This window comes from Sphingomonas sp. Leaf37 (assembly GCF_920939475.1).
In the GTDB taxonomy this organism is placed as follows: Bacteria; Pseudomonadota; Alphaproteobacteria; order Sphingomonadales; family Sphingomonadaceae; genus Sphingomonas.
In genome coordinates, this window is record NZ_CAKLAX010000002.1 from 72,123 (window position 1) to 89,514 (window position 17,392).

The window sequence follows — 17,392 nt, forward strand, 5'->3', positions numbered from 1 at the left end:
ACAATCGGGATTGCATGGGGCCGCCGGAGCCCCGCCGGTTAATTCAATCTTCAACCCTGTCCGGTAGTTCGATCCGGTCATGACCGTCGCGCATCGCCCGGAATCCGTGGATAAACTGGCCCCGTTCGGCGGGGGCACAGCTGCTGTCGCCACGGGCGAGCCGTTCCGTTTCCAACTGCTGGTGGAGATCGCAAACTTCGGGGATCTGCGTCGACAGCTCGGTTGCCAACGGGCCGATCTGCTCGCCGGACTGGTATCGGAGCGAATCGGCAGGGTGATGCCGACCGCCAGCGTCGCGATCATCGGCCGAACGCAAATCGCCTGCGGTTTCCGCGGTTCGCGCGGCGATGCGATGGACGGACACATCGTCGCTCTCGACAAGGCATTCGAGCGTCCCTTCACGCTCGACGATCAGTCGGTCACGATCCTGCTCACATTCGGTGGCGCAAGCGCGCCCGCCGCGAACGTCGACGAGGTTGCGATGGTCGAACAGGCCGAGGCGGCTCTGGCAGAGGCACGGACGGCATATCGTGCCGTCACCCATGCAGTCGTGCCGCGCACCGCCAGCGATACGCTGCGGCTCGCGCGGGAGCTCGATCAGGCGATCGATCGAGATGAACTGGTTCTGCATTACCAGCCCAAGGTGCATGTTCGCCGGCAGGAGATCACCAGTGCCGAGGCATTGGTACGCTGGCGTCATCCGACCCGCGGACTGGTGATGCCGAACGACTTCATTCCGGTGGCCGAGGAGTGCCATCTGATCGATCGGATGACGCTGTGGACGATCCGCCGCGCCATCGCCGACCAGCGCGATCTGGCCGCGCGCGGCCATGACCTGCGGTTGTTCATCAACATTGCGGGGCAATTGCTTGCCGACACCGCCTTCGTGCGCGAGGCGTGTGCGCTCGTCGGTGGCAGCGATGCCAAACTGGGTTTCGAAATCACCGAGACATCGGTCATTCGCGATCCGGCGAGTGCGATCGCCAATCTTCAGATCTTCGCCGATTTCGGCATCACCATCGCCATCGACGATTACGGTGCCGGTCTGTCGTCGCTGGCGTATCTGAAGCAGCTGCCGGCGCGCGAGTTGAAAATCGACAAGCTGTTCGTCACGCAGCTGACCAGTTCGAACCGCGACCCGTTGATCGTGCGGTCGACGATCGATCTGGCGCATGCACTGGAGATGGAGGTCGTCGCGGAGGGTGTGGAAACCCATGCGGCACTCGCGCTGCTGACGGTCATGGGCTGCGACATGGTGCAAGGGTTCCTGATCAGCCGTCCGGTCGTGCTTCCATCGCTGATCCAGTATCTCGACGAGGGGCGGCATCGCGTGCCGGCGCCCGATCCGTTGGCCGGTTTCGGTGGTTTCGCCGCGTCCCGGCGTCAGGCCTGAATGCGCATTCCGGTGACGCCGCTCGTCCGGTTCGCCGCGGTCTGGCTGCTATGCCTTGCCGGGTTGATCAGTTCCGCTCACGCCGCGCCGATCGAGCGCCAGTTCGATCGGCTTGCGGCCGAAGCGAAGACGGCGATGCTGACCGATCCGCACGTGACGGTCGCCAAGGCGCTGGCTGCGGAACGCCTTGCCAGTCGCGAACCCAAGTCCAGAGATCGCGCTGTCATGCAGGCGACGGCGGTATGGCTGCGGGGCGAGGCGCTGATGCGGCTGAACGACGTGCCCGGCGCCGATCCGCTGGTCACGCGCGCGGTGCAGGTGTCGTCGCGCGTGGCACCCGGATCGCAGCTTCATGGCGATGCGCTGCTGGCGAGCGCCTGGATCAACACCGTACAGGCCAACGTCGCCGCTGCGCTGAACGACTATCAGCGCGCCTATGATATCTTTCGAAAACTCGGCGATCTGCGCAGCCAGTCCAAGGCGCTGCAATCGATCGGATCGTTGTACAACAGCGCGAACGATTATGCGAAAGCGTTGAAGTATTTCGATCAGGCGCTGGCCCTTTACAAGTCGGACCCGAAGCTTGCGCTATCGGTGTACAACAACCGCGGCAATGCGCTGAAGGATCTGGGGCGCTTCCATGCCGCGGAGGCGCAGTTCCGACAGGCGTTGACGCTGACTGAGCGCATGGACAGTCCGTTGCTGCGCGTGCTGGTGCTGGGCAACATCGCCGAGGCGCGACTGCTGGGCAAGGATGTCGCCGGTGCGCAGCGGGCGATCGACGAGGGGCTGGGGCTATCGACGCGCGGCGAAGGTGCGGGCTACCGCAAGCTGCTTGTCGCGCTCGCAGCGCAGGCCGCGTTCCAGCGCGGAGACATCGCCAGAGCGACGACGTTGATCGGCGAGCGGTTCGCGGGCGAAGACCTTGCCAAGACGACGCTGATCGATCGCGAGGCGCATCGCACCGCCTATACGATCTACCGCGCGAACGGCGAGCACGACCTTGCGCTGCGGCACCTCGTCGCGTTGAAGCGCCTCGACGACGAGGCGACGGCGCTGGCACGTTCGACCGGAGGGGCGCTGATGGCGGCGCGGTTCGACTTCGCCAATCAGGAATTGAAGATCACGAGCTTGCAGCGTGACGAGGCCCGCCGCAACGCCGCGTTCGCACAGGCACGCGCACGGACGCAGCGCGATATCTTCCTTGTCGCCGCGGTCGCCACGGCGATCGTCGTCGCGTTGCTGGCATTCGGCCTCATCACCATTCGCCGCAGTCGCAATCATGTGCGTGCCGCCAACGCCGATCTGGCGATCACCAACACCGCGCTCGGCAAGGCGCTGGCGGCAAAGACCGAATTCCTCGCCACGACCAGTCATGAAATCCGCACGCCACTGAACGGCATCCTCGGCATGACGCAGGTGATGCTCGCCGACGGCAATGTCGCGGGTTCGACGCGTGATCGGCTGACGGTGGTGCACAGCGCCGGCATGACGATGCGGGCGTTGGTCGACGATATTCTCGACGTCGCCAAGATGGAAACCGGTCATCTGGTCATCGAGGCAGCACCGTTCGATCTGCGTGCGATGCTGGCGGAATCGACACGCCTGTGGGACGATCAGGCGCACGCGAAGGGGCTGCACTTCCGCCGCAATCTGGATGATTGTCCGGCCATGATCGTCGGCGACGCGGCACGCCTGCGGCAGATCGTCTTCAACCTGATGTCCAATGCGCTGAAGTTCACCGCCAGCGGCAGCGTCGTGCTGGATGTCGCTGCGACCGGGGACGAACGGCTGCGCATCGTGATCGCTGATACCGGCGTCGGCATTGCGCCGGACAAATGCGACGAGATTTTCGAATCGTTCAAACAGGCCGACACCAGCACCACGCGCCGGTTCGGCGGCACCGGCCTGGGTCTCGCGATCTGTCGCAATCTTGCACGGGCGATGGACGGTGACGTGGCGGTCGAAAGCGTGCCGGGCGAAGGGTCGCGGTTCGTGGTCGATCTGCCGCTCGTTCGGACCGATGCGATGGTGGGGGCGGGGGCGGACTGCGCCGATGCCGCCGTGCCGTCGTTGCTGATCGTCGATCGCAATCCGATCACGCGCAACATGCTCAAGACCTTACTGTCGCCGCATGCAGATGCCATCGCGCTGGCTGGCACCTGGGACGACGCCGTGATTGCGTTGGGCCGTGGAGGCATCGGTCGGATCGTCGTCGATGCGTCGGTCGCCCCGCCGATCGATGCGGATCGCGATGGTGGCGAGGCCTGGCTGGACGAATTGACCGCTTTGGCGGGAGATGCGCGGACCGTGATTTTGTGGCCCGCAGGCGACGACGGCATGCGCCGCTCGAAGACGGTAACTCATCGATTTACCAACGTTATCAAGCCGGTCAGTGGCATGTCATTGGTCGCATTCGTTTATCCTGAGGGTGACGCAACACTTGTGTCGCAGGCGGCATGAAGCGTAGACGCAGGACCATGTCCTACAAACCGCCGACCATGCTGATGTCCTCGCAATGAACGTGTTGTTCATCGAGGACGACCGGATGAACCGGCGCGTCGTGCGGGATATGCTCGATGTCGCCGGGGCTACGATGGCGGAGGCGGAAAGTGCCGAAGCCGGGCTGGCGGCACTCGATACCCAAACGTTCGACATGTTGCTGGTCGATCTGCGCATGCCGGGGATGGATGGCATTACGGCGATCGAACACATCCGGGCGCGCGGCGATGCGAAGGCGAACGTCCCGATCATCGTCATCACCGCGGATACGGCGCTGGACTTGCGCGAGCGCTGTATCGCTGCGGGTGCCGACGAGGTGCTGTTCAAGCCGGTAGCGATGGATGCCCTGTTCGAGGCGATGGGCCGGATCCTCGCGCGTGACGCCGATGGCGGAATGATCGTCTGAGGATCAGCCGCCCGGCTTCAGGGCGGCGGCGAGCGACGCGGTTGCGCTGCCCCGGCGCGCCGGTTTCGGCTGGGAGGCATCGGGCGCCCAGCCGGTCAGGAACACGATGACGAACCGTTCGGTGGTTCGCCCGTCCGGAGCGGCGGCCGCAGCGAAGGCGGCGGCGGCGCGCGCCAGTGTCTCGCGCGACATCGCCACGCGATCGACCAGCACGTTGCTGGCGGCCATTCCACGCAAATCGTCGAGCAACCGGCCGAAGCTGGCATAGCGCACGTCGAACGTTTCGATATCGGCCACCGGCAGCGAAAAACCGGCGCGCACCAGCAGGTCGCCAGCCGAGCGGACGTCGATCTGCGGGTGAAGACGCGCGGCCGGCCGGTCGCCTTCCGCCGTGCGCAGCGACGCCCGTAATGCGGGCAAGCTGCCCGCCCCCAGAAAGGCACCCAGGAACAGGCCATCCGGGCGCAACGTACGGCGGATCAGCGACAAAGCGCCGGGCAGATCGTTGACCTGATCCAAAACGCCCGCGCTCAGAACACCGTCGAAGCTGCCGTCCGCAAAGGGCAGACGATCCTCATCCACCTGGACTCCGCCCGTGCGCTGCGCGAAGCGGAAACCCGGATCGGCGCGGGCGATGCGTGCATTCGGTACTGCGATCCCGGCATCGGGGGCACCCAGATCGAGAATATCGGTGAAATCGCGTCTCACGGCATCCAACCGTTCCAGAATGCCCTCGACCATAACGTCACGCAGGAACGCGTGCGCGGCATAGTCATGCGCCGCAGCGCGGTCACGGCGCAGCCTGCGGGCCACGCGGTCGAAGATGTCGGGTGCGCTCACGCGGCGGCTTGTGCCCGCTGCGACTGCGCGCGACAAGCGGCCATGGGACCGTACGTCGCATCGCTGGGCAGATTGGTCGCGCGAGCGGGGGCGTCGATCGTTGCGCTGGCGCTGCCACCCCGTTGCCCCGGTTGCGGAACGCCCGTCGCGGCGGATCACCGGTTCTGCGCATCGTGCTGGGCGGGCCTGCATCTGATCGGCCCGCCGTGGTGCGCCGGATGCAATCTGCCGTTCGATTATGATCGGGGGCAGGGTGCGATGTGCGGGCCGTGCCTGGCCGATCCGCCGCGTCACGCGGGCGTGCGTGCCGCCGTCGCTTATGGTGCCGTCGCGCGCCAACTCGCCTTGCAACTGAAATACGGTCGGCGCATCGGCATCGCGGATACGATGGCGGCGCGGATCGCCGTCGTCGTACCGCCGGGACTCGATCTGCTGGTGCCGGTGCCGCTGCATCGCTGGCGCCTGTGGTCGCGCGGGTTCAATCAGGCGGGACTGATCGGGGATGCGCTGCATCGCCGATGCGGCGTGGCGCACGATCCCTTCGCTCTCGTCCGGCGGCGGCAGACGATCGTGTTGCGCGGTCTCGGCAGTCGCGGGCGACGTCGGGCGGTCAGCGGCGCCTTCGCGGTGCCCGATCGTAGCCGCGTCGCGGGCAAGGCGATCGGTCTGGTCGACGATGTGTACACCACCGGCTCGACCACAGCTGCCTGCACCCGTGCATTGATCGCAGCGGGCGCGGCGTCGGTCACGATCCTGTGCTGGGCGCGGGTCATCGCGGACGACACCCCGGGCGATTGACAAGAGAGGTGCGAACCCACACCTCGTGGTCATGGCAAAGGTCGAAATCTACACCAAGGCGTTCTGTCCCTATTGCTCGCGGGCGATGCGGTTGCTGGGCTCGAAGGGCGTGACGCCGCAGGAATACGACATCACGATGGGCGGCCCCCAGCGGCAGGAGATGATCCAGCGGGCGGACGGCCGCACGACGGTGCCGCAGGTGTTCATCGACGGTCGGCATATCGGCGGATCCGACGATCTTGCGGCGCTGGACGCGCGTGGGGAGCTCGACCCGCTGCTCGCGGTATGAGGATCGCGCTGCTGCAGATGACGAGCGGGATCGATACCGCCGTCAATGCCGCGGATTTGCGTCACGGCATCGCCGCTGCTGCCGCCAATGGCGCGGTCATGGCGTTCGCGCCGGAGATGGCGGGCCTGATCGATCGCGATCGCGGGCGCGCCGCCGCATCGATCCACGCGGAGGCGGATGACCCCGTGCTCGCGAGCGTCCGTGATGCCGCCGCCAGGGCCGGGATATGGGTCCAGCTGGGATCGCTGGCGATCCAGCGTGAGGACGGGCGCTGGGCCAATCGCAGCTTCGTGATCGATGCGACAGGCGCGATCCGGGCACGTTACGACAAGATGCACCTGTTCGACGTCGATTTGCCCACGGGCGAAAGCTGGCGTGAATCGGCGGCCTATGCTCCCGGTGAGGCGGCGATCGTCGCCGATACGCCGGTCGGGGCAACGGGATTGTCGATCTGTTACGATCTTCGGTTCCCGGCGTTGTACGCTGGGCTCGCGGCGGCTGGAGCACAGGTGTTGTCGATTCCCGCGGCCTTCACCCGCCCGACCGGATCGGCGCACTGGCACGTCCTGCTGCGTGCGCGCGCGGTCGAAACCGGCTGCTTCGTCGTGGCGGCGGCGCAGGCCGGGGCGCATGAGGACGGCCGTCTGACCTATGGGCATTCGCTGGTCGTCGATCCCTGGGGCGAGGTGCTGCTCGATATGGGTGAAGCGCGCGGGCTGGGATTCGCCGAAATCGATCCGGAGCGCGTCGCCGATGTCCGGTCGCGTATTCCCGTCCTGTCGCATCGCCGCACGATCCCGCCGATCACGCACGTATGATCGTGTTCGACCTGCGCTGCGGCGGCGGCCACGTATTCGAGGCGTGGTTCGGATCGAGTGCCGATTACGAGGCGCAATCGGCCGCCGGTCAGGTCGCCTGCCCGATGTGTGGCAACCCCGAGGTCGTGAAGGCGGCGATGGCGCCCGGCATAGCGGCTAAGGGCAACCGGCGCAGCGAACCGCCGTCACCGGCAGTGGTCAAGCAGGCGTTGCGCATGCTTGCAGCAGGGCAGGCGAAGGCGCTGGAGGGATCGACGTGGGTCGGCACCGGTTTCGCGGCCCAGGCCCGCGCTATGCATGCGGGCGACGAGGCCACCAAGCCGATCCACGGTCAGGCCAGCCTTGCCGAGGCGAAGGCGCTGATCGACGATGGCGTTCCGGTCGCGCCATTGCCGTTGCCGGTGGTGCCGCCCGAAAAGGCGAACTGAAGATCGTTTGGCCGGCAGCCTCGTTTGGTGACGGGCAGAGAGGTTCGAGGCCGCCTTTAAGGAATGCGACGCCTCGATCTCCGGTGACGAATGTCGATCCGGCCTAGACCCGCTTGGCACCGCCCGGTATCATTCGGGTCGACGGCCCCGTAGCTCAGCAGGATAGAGCGCCAGATTCCTAATCTGTAGGTCGCGCGTTCGAATCGCGCCGGGGTCACCACGTTTTCTGACTGCCGATGAAGTCGTTGGCAGTCGTGAAGCAGCGCGTTGACGTCGATTGGATCAGCGATAGGCTCTCCGATCAGGGACACCGCCGGCCTTTCTCCCGTCAGCTTCGCGGCCGCGTCCGGCTTCGCGAGGGCAGAATTGCGCGAGTGGGCGGGACACGATCACTCCTGCCGAACGCGTCTCATGATCCTCACGACGCCCGTACGTCTGCGGTGTTTCTCTCATCGTCCTATTTTGCGGCCGCGGGGACTGGACGAAAAGCGTTGCCGATGCGTTATGAAACCGTCGCGGCGGGAAACAAAAATTCGTGCTCGTCACACGATCCCGCCGCGGCACCGCATCCGGGCGCAGGCATGCCCCTGCAAATCTATCCCGGCGCGGCACTTGCCTTACCTATAGGTCAAGCCCACATAGTGGATGGTACGGCGGTTCCGGGTCTCCCCCCGCTGCTCCCGCCGTGCCACCCCATTGATGTGAAAGAGGCCCGCAACATAGCGCTGCTATGATGCCGTCGGTGTTGGTCGACGGGATGTTCGGGTATGAACGGTCATGGCGCGGCTGTTCCGTCGCAAGCGCGGCGGGCATGAAGCCGCTGTCGTTCTGGATCTACGTTGCCGCCGGTGTGACGATGATCATGGTCTCGATCGTCATCCTGCCCTTCGTCGATGCGCGCGGACGCTGACGGTACGGATTGGCGACCGCTAGCGCTATCTAACGCTTATCGACACATCCTGTCGGGAGCACCGGCGTCCGCACGGCGCGATGCTCCCGATGGGATGTCGATCGGGCTCAGGCCTTCACATGCTGCGAAATGTACTTGTTCATCTCGAACATGGTGCACTTGTCGCGACCGAAAACCTTCTTCAGCTTTTCGTCGGCGAGAATTTCGCGCTTGTTCTCGGGGTTCTGCAGGTTGTTGGCCTTGATGTATTCCCACACCTTGCTGATCACCTGGCTGCGCGGCAGCTTCTCGTTGCCGACGATCGCGCCCAGTTCCTCGGAGGGCTGAACGGGGGCGTGGATGCCGCCGGTCTTGGTAGTCGTAGCCATCGCATTCCTTCCTGCTGGCGTCCGGTCCATACCGGACGCTTGAAAATCACGCCTTCTTGAGCGCGCCCGCCTTGTGCGCCGCCTTTCCACCGTTGTCACTCTCTACGATGTACTGCGGATCGTCCTTCGATGCCCTGACCGTATGGCCCTTGATATGCGTGTCGCTCGTCTGCTTCTTCTCGACCTTGCCATGGGCGGTGCCGCCATGGCTCTTCCACGTCACTTTGTCGCCGGCCTTGAGCTCTGCCATCATCCGTCTCCCGTTGAGGTCCGTGCGCGAAAAGCGCGCAGACCCGTCAAACGGTTGCACCGCTGCCAAAGACTTCCATCGATCAGAATTTGAACCCGGCGGCGAGGCCATAGCGGCGCGGCTCGATAGTAAAGATGTTGGTGAACAGGCCCGACGACTGGTCGGTGACATATTGCCCGGTAATGCCGTTGTTCTTCGTCAGGTTCTGCACGAAGCCGCGGACGTAGAAACGGTCGTCGGGCGCGTTGAACTGCACCTGCGCATTGACGACCTCATAGCCCTGCACGCGGTTGATGGCACGGTTGAAGATGCTGGCGTAGAATTCGCCGGTGTAAGCGAGGTCGACCCGCGGCACGATGCTGTACCCGTCGCCGAACTGCGCGGTATATTGTACCCCGGCGGAGAATTTGTAGCGCGGTGCCTGTGGCAGCTGGTTGCCGCGAATGTTGACCAGCACGCCGCTGCGGTCGACCACGAACGGCAGCGCGCCCGCGCCGTTGGTGCCGAATGCGGCATTGAGCGGGCCCTGCAATGCTGCCAGCGCTGGATTGTACACCGCGAGGGCACCCGCCGATGCCGCCGCCAGCGCGTCGCAGATCGAAAAGGCGCCTGTCGTGCCGGTATTCGGCACGCCGACCGGCGCACGCAATCCGAACGCACTGTTGACCGCACCGACGAAGGCATTGGCACCTGCGGCATTGCCTGCCACCGTCGGGCGCACCGCACAGTTCGACGCGTTGGTGATATCCTTGATAATCACCGTATCGGTGCGGCCGTTGGCGGGATCCTGCGGATTGCCGATGAACTTGTCGCTGGTGATCTTCGACTTCAAATAGCTGAAGTTCATGTTCACCACCAGGGCGCGTGACGGGCGGACGATCGCCTCCGCCTCGATACCATAGATGTCAGCGTTCACGTTGTCGTTTACGGCCGTGCGCGCGACGATGCGGCTGAGTTGCAATCGTTTGTACTTGTAATAAAAGCCGGTTAGATTGAGCTGCAACGTACGGTTCAGGAACGAATTCTTCGACCCGATCTCGAACGAATCCACCGTTTCCGGCGCGAACGCCTGCGGCACAGCGAACACCGGCGACAGCGGCGGATTGACGCCGCCCGATTTGTAGCCGCGCGAGTAGGACGCGTAGAGCAGATTGTCCGAGGTGATCTGGTAATCGAGCACCGCGCGGCCGGTCAGCCGTCCGAACGATACGTTGGCGAGGCCGAACGGCTGGTTACCGGTGGTGAACGGATCGTAGTCGAGCGTCGCGTAATCGACCGCATTCTCCAGCGAGCCGGGATTGGCGTATGGGACGAGCGCGGTCGATACCGCCGATACCGCAATCGCATTGCCCTCCGCATCGCGTCGCGTCGTACCGCTCGCGTCGACCAGCGTCCGCGTCTTGGTATCGAAGATGAACGACGTGCGGGCACGAACGTCCTTTTCGTCATGATTGTAACGCAGGCCGAGCGTCAGCTTCAGCCGGTCGTTGAACGCAAAATAGGTTTCGCCGAACAGACCGTAGGATTTGAGATGCACGCGGTCGGTGAAGCTGCGGTAGAAGGGCGTCGAGGCGAAGACGTTGGGGATCGTTCCTCCCGCGGCGCGGGTGCCGAGCGCGTTCGCCGCGCCGATCACCGCCGCGCCGTAATCGAGCGGGAAGGCGGTAACATAATAGCTGTTGTCGCGGATTTTCTGGTCGACGTAGATGCCGCCGATCAGAAAGTTGAACATGCCGTCGAAGTTGCTGTCGATGTGCGCCTCTGCCGAAAATTGCCGGCTGCGCGCGTTGGAGCGGTCGACGTCCTGACTGCGCGGCCCGCACAACGCATCACCGCTGAACACGCCGTTGCCTGGTCGTGGATTGGACTGGCAAACGGTGCCGGTGTTGCGATTGGGGAACAGCGCCGCAACGGCGTCGGTGAAAGGATTGATCCCGCCGGGGAACAGCGCGCCGGGCGCGGCGGCGGTGCCGATCAGCGTCAGCGCCCCGACGTTCGTACCGAGTGGGTTCTCCACCGCAAGGTTGTAATCCGTGGTCGAATCCACCGAATTGCGCGCATAGCCGCCGGTGAAGTTGAACGATACCGGCCCGAAATCGTGGAAGATCTTGGCGGTATATTGCTCTTCCTCGCTAAAATACGTCGGCTTATAGTCGACGTTCACCGTTCGCACGTCGCCCGGGTTGATCACACCGGCATAGGTATCCGGCCCGTAAACGCTGGCCAGCGCATATTGCGCAAAGGTCGCGCCGAGCGAGGATGCGTAGAATTCGCGCGAACTATACATCGTCGCCAGCGTGGAATTGCCGTTGGTCGTTTCGTTCGCCAGCCGGTCGGGCAAGCAGCCCAGGACGCCGGTGGGGTCGCGATGGCATAGCTGCTTCTGGATCCGGCTGCGATCGTCGCGTTCGTCGAAATAATAACCGATCAGGTCGATGCGCGTGTCGCTGGTCGGCTCCCACGACAGCGTGCCGCGGAGCGAATACAGATCGCGCCCGTCGAGCCGGCTGCCGTCGAACAGGTTCTTCGTATAGCCGTCGCGCTTCAGATAGGTGCCCGCGACGCGGATGCCGAGCGTGTCGCCGATCGGCAGGTTGAACATGCCGCGCACGCGTTTCGAATCAAAATTGCCATATTCGAACTCGCCCGCCGCGTGAATTGCCGAAAGATCGGGCTTCGCGGTGATGAAGTTGACGACGCCCGAGGTCGCGTTGCGGCCGAACAACGTTCCCTGCGGTCCGCGCAGCACCTCGACGCGCTCCAGATCGAAGAACTCGCTCTCGAACAGCCGCGTCGACACCAATGGCATGTCGTTGACGTGGATCGCGGTCGCGCTGTCGCAACTCGCGCCGACGCACAGATCGCCGATCCCGCGGATCGTGAAGCTGGACGAGGTGAAGTTCGTCTTGGTGAAGGTGACGTTGGGCAGCGTCTGCTGCAACGCCGTCGGATTGACGATCTGCTGTTTCTCCAGATTTTCCGCGGTGAAGGCGCTGACCGCGATCGGCACGTCCTGCAATCGCTGCGACTGGCGCTGTGCGGTGACGACGATATCGCTGGCGTCGGTCGGCCGCGCCGGCTGGCCCGATTCCTGGTCCGGCCCGTTGGTGGGTGCCGTCGTCTGTGCGGACGTGGTAGTGGCGCTTTGCGCGGCGGCGGGAATCGCTGGCAGCATGACGAGTGCCGATGCGACGAGCAGGTCGTACTTCTTCATGGTGGCATCCTCTCCCTGTCCCGTTCGCGTGGTCTGACGCCTGCGATACGAAAGTTCCAGTTTCGGGTATGGCGAAGCTAACGATTGTTGAAATGCTGCGTCAACCGGTATTTGCTTGGTAGATCACGGGTATGTCGGTCAGTTGACGGGATGGACGAGTTGCAAAATCGAACTTGCGGTTGGTTGCGGCGCAGCATGATGGAGAAGACGAAACATGGCTGATCGCACTGCGACGCCCGACGACGGCGACCTGATCGAGGGCGGCGGCACGGCCGCCATTCCCGCGGATGTCACCGCGGCCATCGCCACGCTGATCCGATGGGCAGGCGACGATCCCACACGCGAAGGGCTGATCGACACCCCGCGTCGCGTGGCGAAGGCGTGGAAGGAATATTGCGCCGGCTATGGCGACGATCCTGCCAAACATCTCGAACGCGTGTTCGAAGAGGTGGGGGGCTATGACGAGATCGTGCTGCTGAAGGACATCCCGTTCCAGTCGCATTGCGAACATCACATGGCGCCGATCATCGGCAAGGCGCATATCGCCTACCTGCCGCAGAACCATGTCGTCGGGATCAGCAAGCTGGCGCGCGTGCTGCATGGCTTCGCCCGCCGGTTGCAGGTCCAGGAGCGCCTGACCGCCGAGGTCGCCGACTGCATCTGGGACAATCTGAAGCCGCAGGGGGTCGCCGTCGTGATCGAGGCGAGCCACGCCTGCATGACTGCGCGCGGCGTCCGTACGCCCGGTGTGTCGATGGTCACCAGCCGGATGATGGGCGTGTTTCGGGACGACGAGCGCAGCCGCAAGGAAGTGCTCGCGCTGATGGGTTGCTGATGCGCACCGTGCTGGTGACCGGCGGCGCCAGGCGGCTCGGTGCCGCGATCGCGCGGGCAGCGGCGGGGGCCGGATGGCGCGTGGTGATCCATTACGGCCATTCGGCGGATGCGGCGCGGGCTTTGGCCGAGGAACTCGGCGGCGCGATCGTGCAGGGCGACCTCGCCGATGCGGCGGGCGCGCCCGCTGTGTTCGCACGGGCGCGCGAAGCCGCTGGCGGCCCGATCACCGCGCTGGTCAACAGCGCGTCCGCGTTCGAATACGATCGTCCGGAGGCGATCGACGCCACGCTCGCCGCTCGCCTGCACGCGATCAACACCGTTGCCCCCGCCATGCTCGCCGCGGCGCTGGCGGCGCAGGACGATGTCGAGGATGGCGCCGTGGTCAATCTGCTCGACCAGAAGCTCGCCAACCCCAATCCCGATTTCTTCAGCTATTCGCTCAGCAAATACGCGCTCGCCGGTGCGACGGAGATGCTGGCGCAGGCGCTTGCGCCCCGCGTGCGGGTCAACGCCATCGCTCCCGGCATCACCTTGCCGAGCGGCGATCAGAGCGAGGCCGAGTTCGCCCGCGTCGCCTCCGACAACATCCTTCGTCGCCCGGTCGGTGCGGCGAACGTCGCGGAAGCAGTGGTTTACCTGCTGGGCGCGCGCAGCATCACCGGCCAGACGCTGTACGTCGATTGCGGTCAGCGCTTCGTGAAACGTGATGGCGACGTGATGTTCGATGGCCGGGATGGCTGAATACACCATCATCCTCGACGGGCTGGAGGTCGCGATGCGGCTCGGCATCCACCCGCACGAAGCGGTCCCGCAACGCGTCCGCCTGACGGTGTGGATGACGGTCGATTACGCCGCGCCGCCGAGCGGCGACCGGATCGGCGAGGTGCTCGACTACGACTTCATCCGCACCGGTATCCAGGCTCTGGCCGAGGGGCCGGGGTTCGACTTGCAGGAAACGCTGGTCGATACGGTGGCGTCGCTCTGTCTCCGCGACGTCCGCGTACGCGAGGTGCGGGTCCGGTCGATGAAGCCGGATGTGTATCCCGATGCTGCCGTAGGGTGTGAGGTCGTGCGCGGTCGGACAATCGCCTGACCGCGGCACGTGTTCGATGTCGGCGGTCGGTCACCGCGGCGGCCTAGGCCCGGTTCGCCGCGCTCAGCACCGCGCGCACGCTCGCGGTGGCGATGTCGGTATCGAGGCCGACACCGAACACCGTGCGCCCGTCCGCGGTGCGGCATTCGACGTAAGCCGCCGCCTGCGCATCGGCGCCATGACCGATCGCATGTTCGCTATAGTCGACGACGTCGAGCTCCGGACCGGTTTCGCCCAGTGCAGCGATAACGCCGGAGATCAGGCCGTTGCCGCGACCGGAGATCGACCGCTCGGTCCCGTCCACCGCCACGCGGCCGACGAACAGCCGCGAACCCGCGGTGCCGGTTTCATCATAGTCGCGCAGGACGAAGCGGTCGCCTTCGCGGGGCAGATAGGTCGCCTCGAACCGGCCCCAGATGTCGGCGGCGCCGAGTTCGCGGCTGGTCTCGTCGGCCAGCGCCTGGACGTGGCGGCTGAAGTCCGCCTGAAGCCGTTTGGGGAGCTTCAGGCCCTTGTCCTGTTCGATCACCCATGCGACGCCACCCTTGCCGGACTGCGAATTGACGCGGATCACGGCTTCGTAGCTGCGGCCGAGGTCTGCGGGATCGATCGGCAGGTACGGTACTTCCCACAGCGCATCGTTGCGGGCCGCCTGTGCCGTGAAGCCCTTCTTGATCGCGTCCTGATGACTGCCGGAAAAGGCGGTGAAGACGAGATCGCCCGCGTAGGGCGTGCGCGGATGGACGGGGATGTTGGTGCAATAATCCACCGTCTTCACGATTGCGTCGATGTCCGACAGGTCGAGGTTCGGCGATACACCCTGCGTGTACATGTTGAGCGCGACGGTCACGAGGTCGCAATTGCCGGTGCGCTCGCCATTGCCGAGCAGGCAACCCTCGACCCGGTCGGCGCCCGCCATCAGGCCGAGCTCGGCGGCGGCGACGCCGGTGCCGCGATCGTTGTGCGTGTGGAGCGAGATCACGACCGCCTCGCGGTTCGGAATGTTACGGCCGAACCATTCGATCTGGTCGGCATAGACATTGGGTGTCGCGCATTCGACCGTGGCCGGCAAATTGAAGATGATCGGTTTGTCGGCGGTCGGCCGAAGCACCTCCATTACCGCCGCGCACACCTCGACCGAGAAATCGAGTTCGGCGGTCGAGAACGTCTCCGGACTGTATTCGAAATGCCAGTCGGTATTCGGGCGCCTGGCGGCTTCGTCGCGCAGCACCTTGGCGCCGCCGATCGCGATCCGCTTCACTTCGTCGCGGGTCATGCCGAACACGATCTTGCGCCACGCGGGCGAGACGGCGTTGTAGAGGTGGACGATCGCCTGCTTCGCGCCGTCGAGGCTGGCGAAGCTGGTTTCGATCAGGTCGCGGCGCGACTGCGTCAACACCTGCACGAATACGTCATCGGGAATGCGACCGGTCTTCACCAGCCCGCTGATGAAGTCGAACTCGGTCGCACCCGCGCTGGGGAAGCCGACCTCGATTTCCTTCAGCCCCGTCTTCACGAGCAGGTCGAAGAAGCGGGTTTTCTTCTCCGCGTCCATCGGATCGATCAGCGCCTGATTGCCGTCGCGCAGATCGGTGGACAGCCAGCGCGGCGCACGCGTGATGACGTTCGACGGCCAGCGGCGGTCGGGCAGGTCGATAGTGGGGAAGGGGCGGTATTTGGTCGAAGGATCGCGGAGCATGTGTCGGTCCCGTCTTTGCTGCGGACCATCGGGTCTCACGCGGCGGAATTGGTGCTGAAGGGTTATCCGGCCCTTAGGGGAGCGTGCACGAGCAACAGCCGCCCTAAGGGCGGATAAGTCGTAGAAGGGTGCGAACGCGGTCCATGCTGGATGCGTTCATGGCCGAGCAGCGGTCCATTGTCCACAGACCTCGGCAAAAGCCCCGATTTGCGATCCGATCGGAACCGGTGACCTGTCGTTAACCCTGGCGGGGTATCGACAATAAGGACGGTCGTTCGTCCTATTAACATGTGTTGGGAACGACTTACGATGCGGCAACTCGTCTATATCAGCAGCATACGGCGTCAGGCGATCGTCGATCCGGTAACCATTCTCGCGCAATCGCGCCGCAACAATGCGCGCGCGCGCGTCACCGGGCTGCTGTTTTTCGACGGCAAGAGGTTTCTTCAGGCTCTCGAGGGTGACGACGCGTCGGTCGATACGACGTTCGCCCGTATCCAGCAGGACGATCGGCACCATGCACTGGTCGTCCTGTCGAACCGGGACATCGAGCGGCGCGAGTTCGGCGAATGGGCGATGGCATATAATGCGCCGGGCGAGGACAATAGCGACGCGATCGACCGGATCGCGCGGCTGACGGCCAACGCCGATCCTACGGTGCGTGCGACGTTCGAAGGGTTCGCCAAAGTGCGGCGCGCGGCCTGATCGGGCCGCGCACCGCCAGAGTATTATGCCAGAGTATTATTGGGCGACGAATGCAGCGTTGATGTCGAGCTTGACCTGATCGGACACCACCGGCACCGCCATGCCGAGGCCGAAGTCGCTGCGGTTGATCGTGGTGGTGCCACGGAAGCCGAAATTGACCTTCTTGTTCATCGGGTTGGTGCCGGCGCCGACGAAGGTGGCATCGATCGTGACCGGCTTGGTGACATTCTTGATCGTCAGATTACCGGTGATCTTCGCCGTGCTGCCGCTTGCGACCACCGCGGTCGAGACGAAGCGCGCGGTCGGGTAGGTGGCGACGTCGAAAAAGTCTTTCGACTTCAGGTGGTTGGAAAAGCCCGACGACGTAACCGACAGCTGGTCGATCGCGAATGTCACGTCGAGCTTTGCGGCCGCCGGCTTGGCGGGGTCGATCGTGAGCGTGCCGTCCTGCGCCCCGAACTGACCCGAAAGCATGCTGAAGCCCATGTGATTGAGCGTCCACGTCACCTGCGTGTGAGCAGGGTCGACCTTGTAGGTGCCGGCCGTGACGGCAGCCTTGCTCTGGGTGCCGGGCAGGCCGGTTTGCGCGATCGCAGGGATGGCGGCGGTGAGGGCGAGGGCGGCGAGGATGAGGCGCATGATGGAAGCTCCGAACGATTGTTCCGGAGGTTTAATCATGGGTTGGCGGTTTGCGGAAGGGCCAAAGCCGAAACGGATCGTTTGCCACCATCCTGTTCCTCCCCCGCAAGGGGGAGGGGGACCGTTCGGCGTCAGCCGAATGGTGGAGGGGGAGGTAAGCGATCTACTTCGATGGCAGGTGCGCCTCATGTCTCCCCCTCCGT

Annotated in this window: 18 protein-coding genes and 1 tRNA gene; 13 read left to right on the top strand and 6 right to left on the bottom strand. The window is 64.7% G+C overall.

Annotated features, from left to right (window positions below):
• Positions 1-106 precede the first annotated feature (106 nt).
• Genes LRA87_RS05545 through LRA87_RS05555 form a run of 3 tightly spaced genes read left to right on the top strand, consistent with a single transcriptional unit; the run spans position 107 to position 4,301 of the window.
• Positions 107-1,393 (top strand): EAL domain-containing protein, encoded by a 1,287-nt coding sequence (locus LRA87_RS05545; RefSeq protein WP_230629925.1) that lies wholly within the window; start codon positions 107-109, stop codon positions 1,391-1,393.
• Between the two features lie 12 nt (positions 1,394-1,405).
• Complete coding sequence (locus LRA87_RS05550; protein WP_230629927.1) at positions 1,406-3,856, top strand: tetratricopeptide repeat-containing hybrid sensor histidine kinase/response regulator; 2,451 nt, start codon at positions 1,406-1,408, stop codon at positions 3,854-3,856.
• Between the two features lie 55 nt (positions 3,857-3,911).
• On the top strand, positions 3,912-4,301 hold the full coding sequence (locus tag LRA87_RS05555) for a response regulator (RefSeq protein WP_230629929.1): 390 nt from the start codon (positions 3,912-3,914) through the stop codon (positions 4,299-4,301).
• Positions 4,302-4,304: 3 nt separating this feature from the next.
• On the opposite strand, the gene LRA87_RS05560 is transcribed toward LRA87_RS05555, so the two are convergent.
• A complete protein-coding gene (locus LRA87_RS05560; protein WP_230629931.1) occupies positions 4,305-5,141 on the bottom strand; it encodes a methyltransferase domain-containing protein in 837 nt (278 codons plus the stop codon).
• Between the two features lie 42 nt (positions 5,142-5,183).
• Here LRA87_RS05560 and LRA87_RS05565 point away from each other — a divergent pair, with 42 nt between their 5' ends.
• From LRA87_RS05565 to LRA87_RS05590, 6 genes are all read left to right on the top strand, one after another.
• Positions 5,184-5,939 carry a ComF family protein gene (locus LRA87_RS05565; RefSeq protein WP_230629933.1) on the top strand — a complete coding sequence of 252 codons (756 nt, stop codon included), beginning with the start codon at positions 5,184-5,186 and terminating at the stop codon, positions 5,937-5,939.
• Between the two features lie 31 nt (positions 5,940-5,970).
• A complete protein-coding gene (gene grxC, locus LRA87_RS05570) occupies positions 5,971-6,228 on the top strand; it encodes a glutaredoxin 3 (protein WP_230629935.1) in 258 nt (85 codons plus the stop codon).
• The gene (locus tag LRA87_RS05575) at positions 6,225-7,046 is read left to right on the top strand and encodes a carbon-nitrogen hydrolase family protein (protein WP_230629937.1); all 822 of its coding nucleotides are present in this window, start codon (positions 6,225-6,227) and stop codon (positions 7,044-7,046) included. Before grxC ends, LRA87_RS05575 begins: the two co-directional genes overlap by 4 nt.
• Positions 7,043-7,474, top strand: a complete 432-nt coding sequence (locus tag LRA87_RS05580; protein WP_230629939.1) for a DUF1178 family protein — start codon at positions 7,043-7,045, stop codon at positions 7,472-7,474. The genes LRA87_RS05575 and LRA87_RS05580 overlap by 4 nt, the downstream gene beginning before the upstream one ends.
• A gap of 143 nt (positions 7,475-7,617) precedes the next feature.
• Positions 7,618-7,694, top strand: a tRNA-Arg gene (locus LRA87_RS05585).
• A gap of 510 nt (positions 7,695-8,204) precedes the next feature.
• Positions 8,205-8,384, top strand: coding sequence for a hypothetical protein (locus tag LRA87_RS05590; RefSeq protein ID WP_230629941.1), 180 nt, complete (start codon positions 8,205-8,207; stop codon positions 8,382-8,384).
• 107 nt (positions 8,385-8,491) lie between these two features.
• On the opposite strand, the gene LRA87_RS05595 is transcribed toward LRA87_RS05590, so the two are convergent.
• From LRA87_RS05595 to LRA87_RS05605, 3 genes are all read right to left on the bottom strand, one after another.
• Positions 8,492-8,752: an SWIB/MDM2 domain-containing protein gene (locus LRA87_RS05595; protein ID WP_230629943.1), complete on the bottom strand. Its 261-nt coding sequence runs from the start codon at positions 8,750-8,752 to the stop codon at positions 8,492-8,494.
• A 46-nt stretch (positions 8,753-8,798) separates the two neighbouring features.
• The gene (locus tag LRA87_RS05600; protein ID WP_443024839.1) at positions 8,799-9,005 is read right to left on the bottom strand and encodes a DUF2945 domain-containing protein; all 207 of its coding nucleotides are present in this window, start codon (positions 9,003-9,005) and stop codon (positions 8,799-8,801) included.
• A gap of 79 nt (positions 9,006-9,084) precedes the next feature.
• The gene (locus LRA87_RS05605) at positions 9,085-12,216 is read right to left on the bottom strand and encodes a TonB-dependent receptor (protein WP_230629945.1); all 3,132 of its coding nucleotides are present in this window, start codon (positions 12,214-12,216) and stop codon (positions 9,085-9,087) included.
• A gap of 214 nt (positions 12,217-12,430) precedes the next feature.
• Here LRA87_RS05605 and folE point away from each other — a divergent pair, with 214 nt between their 5' ends.
• From folE to LRA87_RS05620, 3 genes are read left to right on the top strand one after another with little or no spacing between them, the layout of a single operon-like run.
• Positions 12,431-13,051, top strand: coding sequence for a GTP cyclohydrolase I FolE (gene folE, locus LRA87_RS05610; RefSeq protein WP_230629947.1), 621 nt, complete (start codon positions 12,431-12,433; stop codon positions 13,049-13,051).
• A complete protein-coding gene (locus LRA87_RS05615; RefSeq protein ID WP_230629949.1) occupies positions 13,051-13,794 on the top strand; it encodes an SDR family oxidoreductase in 744 nt (247 codons plus the stop codon). Before folE ends, LRA87_RS05615 begins: the two co-directional genes overlap by 1 nt.
• Positions 13,787-14,146 (top strand): dihydroneopterin aldolase, encoded by a 360-nt coding sequence (locus LRA87_RS05620; RefSeq protein ID WP_230629951.1) that lies wholly within the window; start codon positions 13,787-13,789, stop codon positions 14,144-14,146. Before LRA87_RS05615 ends, LRA87_RS05620 begins: the two co-directional genes overlap by 8 nt.
• A gap of 43 nt (positions 14,147-14,189) precedes the next feature.
• Here LRA87_RS05620 and leuA read toward each other — a convergent pair whose 3' ends face one another.
• Entirely contained in the window at positions 14,190-15,845 is a 1,656-nt protein-coding gene (gene leuA / locus LRA87_RS05625; protein ID WP_230629953.1) for a 2-isopropylmalate synthase, read from the bottom strand.
• 309 nt (positions 15,846-16,154) lie between these two features.
• On the opposite strand from leuA, the gene LRA87_RS05630 reads away from it, so the two are divergent.
• Complete coding sequence (locus LRA87_RS05630) at positions 16,155-16,550, top strand: BLUF domain-containing protein (protein ID WP_230629955.1); 396 nt, start codon at positions 16,155-16,157, stop codon at positions 16,548-16,550.
• Between the two features lie 36 nt (positions 16,551-16,586).
• Here LRA87_RS05630 and LRA87_RS05635 read toward each other — a convergent pair whose 3' ends face one another.
• On the bottom strand, positions 16,587-17,189 hold the full coding sequence (locus LRA87_RS05635) for a YceI family protein (RefSeq protein ID WP_230629957.1): 603 nt from the start codon (positions 17,187-17,189) through the stop codon (positions 16,587-16,589).
• Positions 17,190-17,392 lie beyond the last annotated feature (203 nt).

Coding starts and splice junctions, on each gene's coding strand:
- LRA87_RS05620 (WP_230629951.1), top strand. CDS start 13,787: ATGGCTGAATACACCATCATCCTCGACGGGCTGGAGGTCGCGATGCGG.
- LRA87_RS05615 (WP_230629949.1), top strand. CDS start 13,051: ATGCGCACCGTGCTGGTGACCGGCGGCGCCAGGCGGCTCGGTGCCGCG.
- grxC (WP_230629935.1), top strand. CDS start 5,971: ATGGCAAAGGTCGAAATCTACACCAAGGCGTTCTGTCCCTATTGCTCG.
- LRA87_RS05590 (WP_230629941.1), top strand. CDS start 8,205: ATGATGCCGTCGGTGTTGGTCGACGGGATGTTCGGGTATGAACGGTCA.
- LRA87_RS05605 (WP_230629945.1), bottom strand. CDS start 12,216: ATGAAGAAGTACGACCTGCTCGTCGCATCGGCACTCGTCATGCTGCCA.
- LRA87_RS05600 (WP_443024839.1), bottom strand. CDS start 9,005: ATGATGGCAGAGCTCAAGGCCGGCGACAAAGTGACGTGGAAGAGCCAT.
- LRA87_RS05635 (WP_230629957.1), bottom strand. CDS start 17,189: ATGCGCCTCATCCTCGCCGCCCTCGCCCTCACCGCCGCCATCCCTGCG.
- LRA87_RS05555 (WP_230629929.1), top strand. CDS start 3,912: ATGAACGTGTTGTTCATCGAGGACGACCGGATGAACCGGCGCGTCGTG.
- LRA87_RS05580 (WP_230629939.1), top strand. CDS start 7,043: ATGATCGTGTTCGACCTGCGCTGCGGCGGCGGCCACGTATTCGAGGCG.
- leuA (WP_230629953.1), bottom strand. CDS start 15,845: ATGCTCCGCGATCCTTCGACCAAATACCGCCCCTTCCCCACTATCGAC.
- LRA87_RS05565 (WP_230629933.1), top strand. CDS start 5,184: ATGGGACCGTACGTCGCATCGCTGGGCAGATTGGTCGCGCGAGCGGGG.
- LRA87_RS05630 (WP_230629955.1), top strand. CDS start 16,155: ATGCGGCAACTCGTCTATATCAGCAGCATACGGCGTCAGGCGATCGTC.
- LRA87_RS05575 (WP_230629937.1), top strand. CDS start 6,225: ATGAGGATCGCGCTGCTGCAGATGACGAGCGGGATCGATACCGCCGTC.
- folE (WP_230629947.1), top strand. CDS start 12,431: ATGGCTGATCGCACTGCGACGCCCGACGACGGCGACCTGATCGAGGGC.
- LRA87_RS05595 (WP_230629943.1), bottom strand. CDS start 8,752: ATGGCTACGACTACCAAGACCGGCGGCATCCACGCCCCCGTTCAGCCC.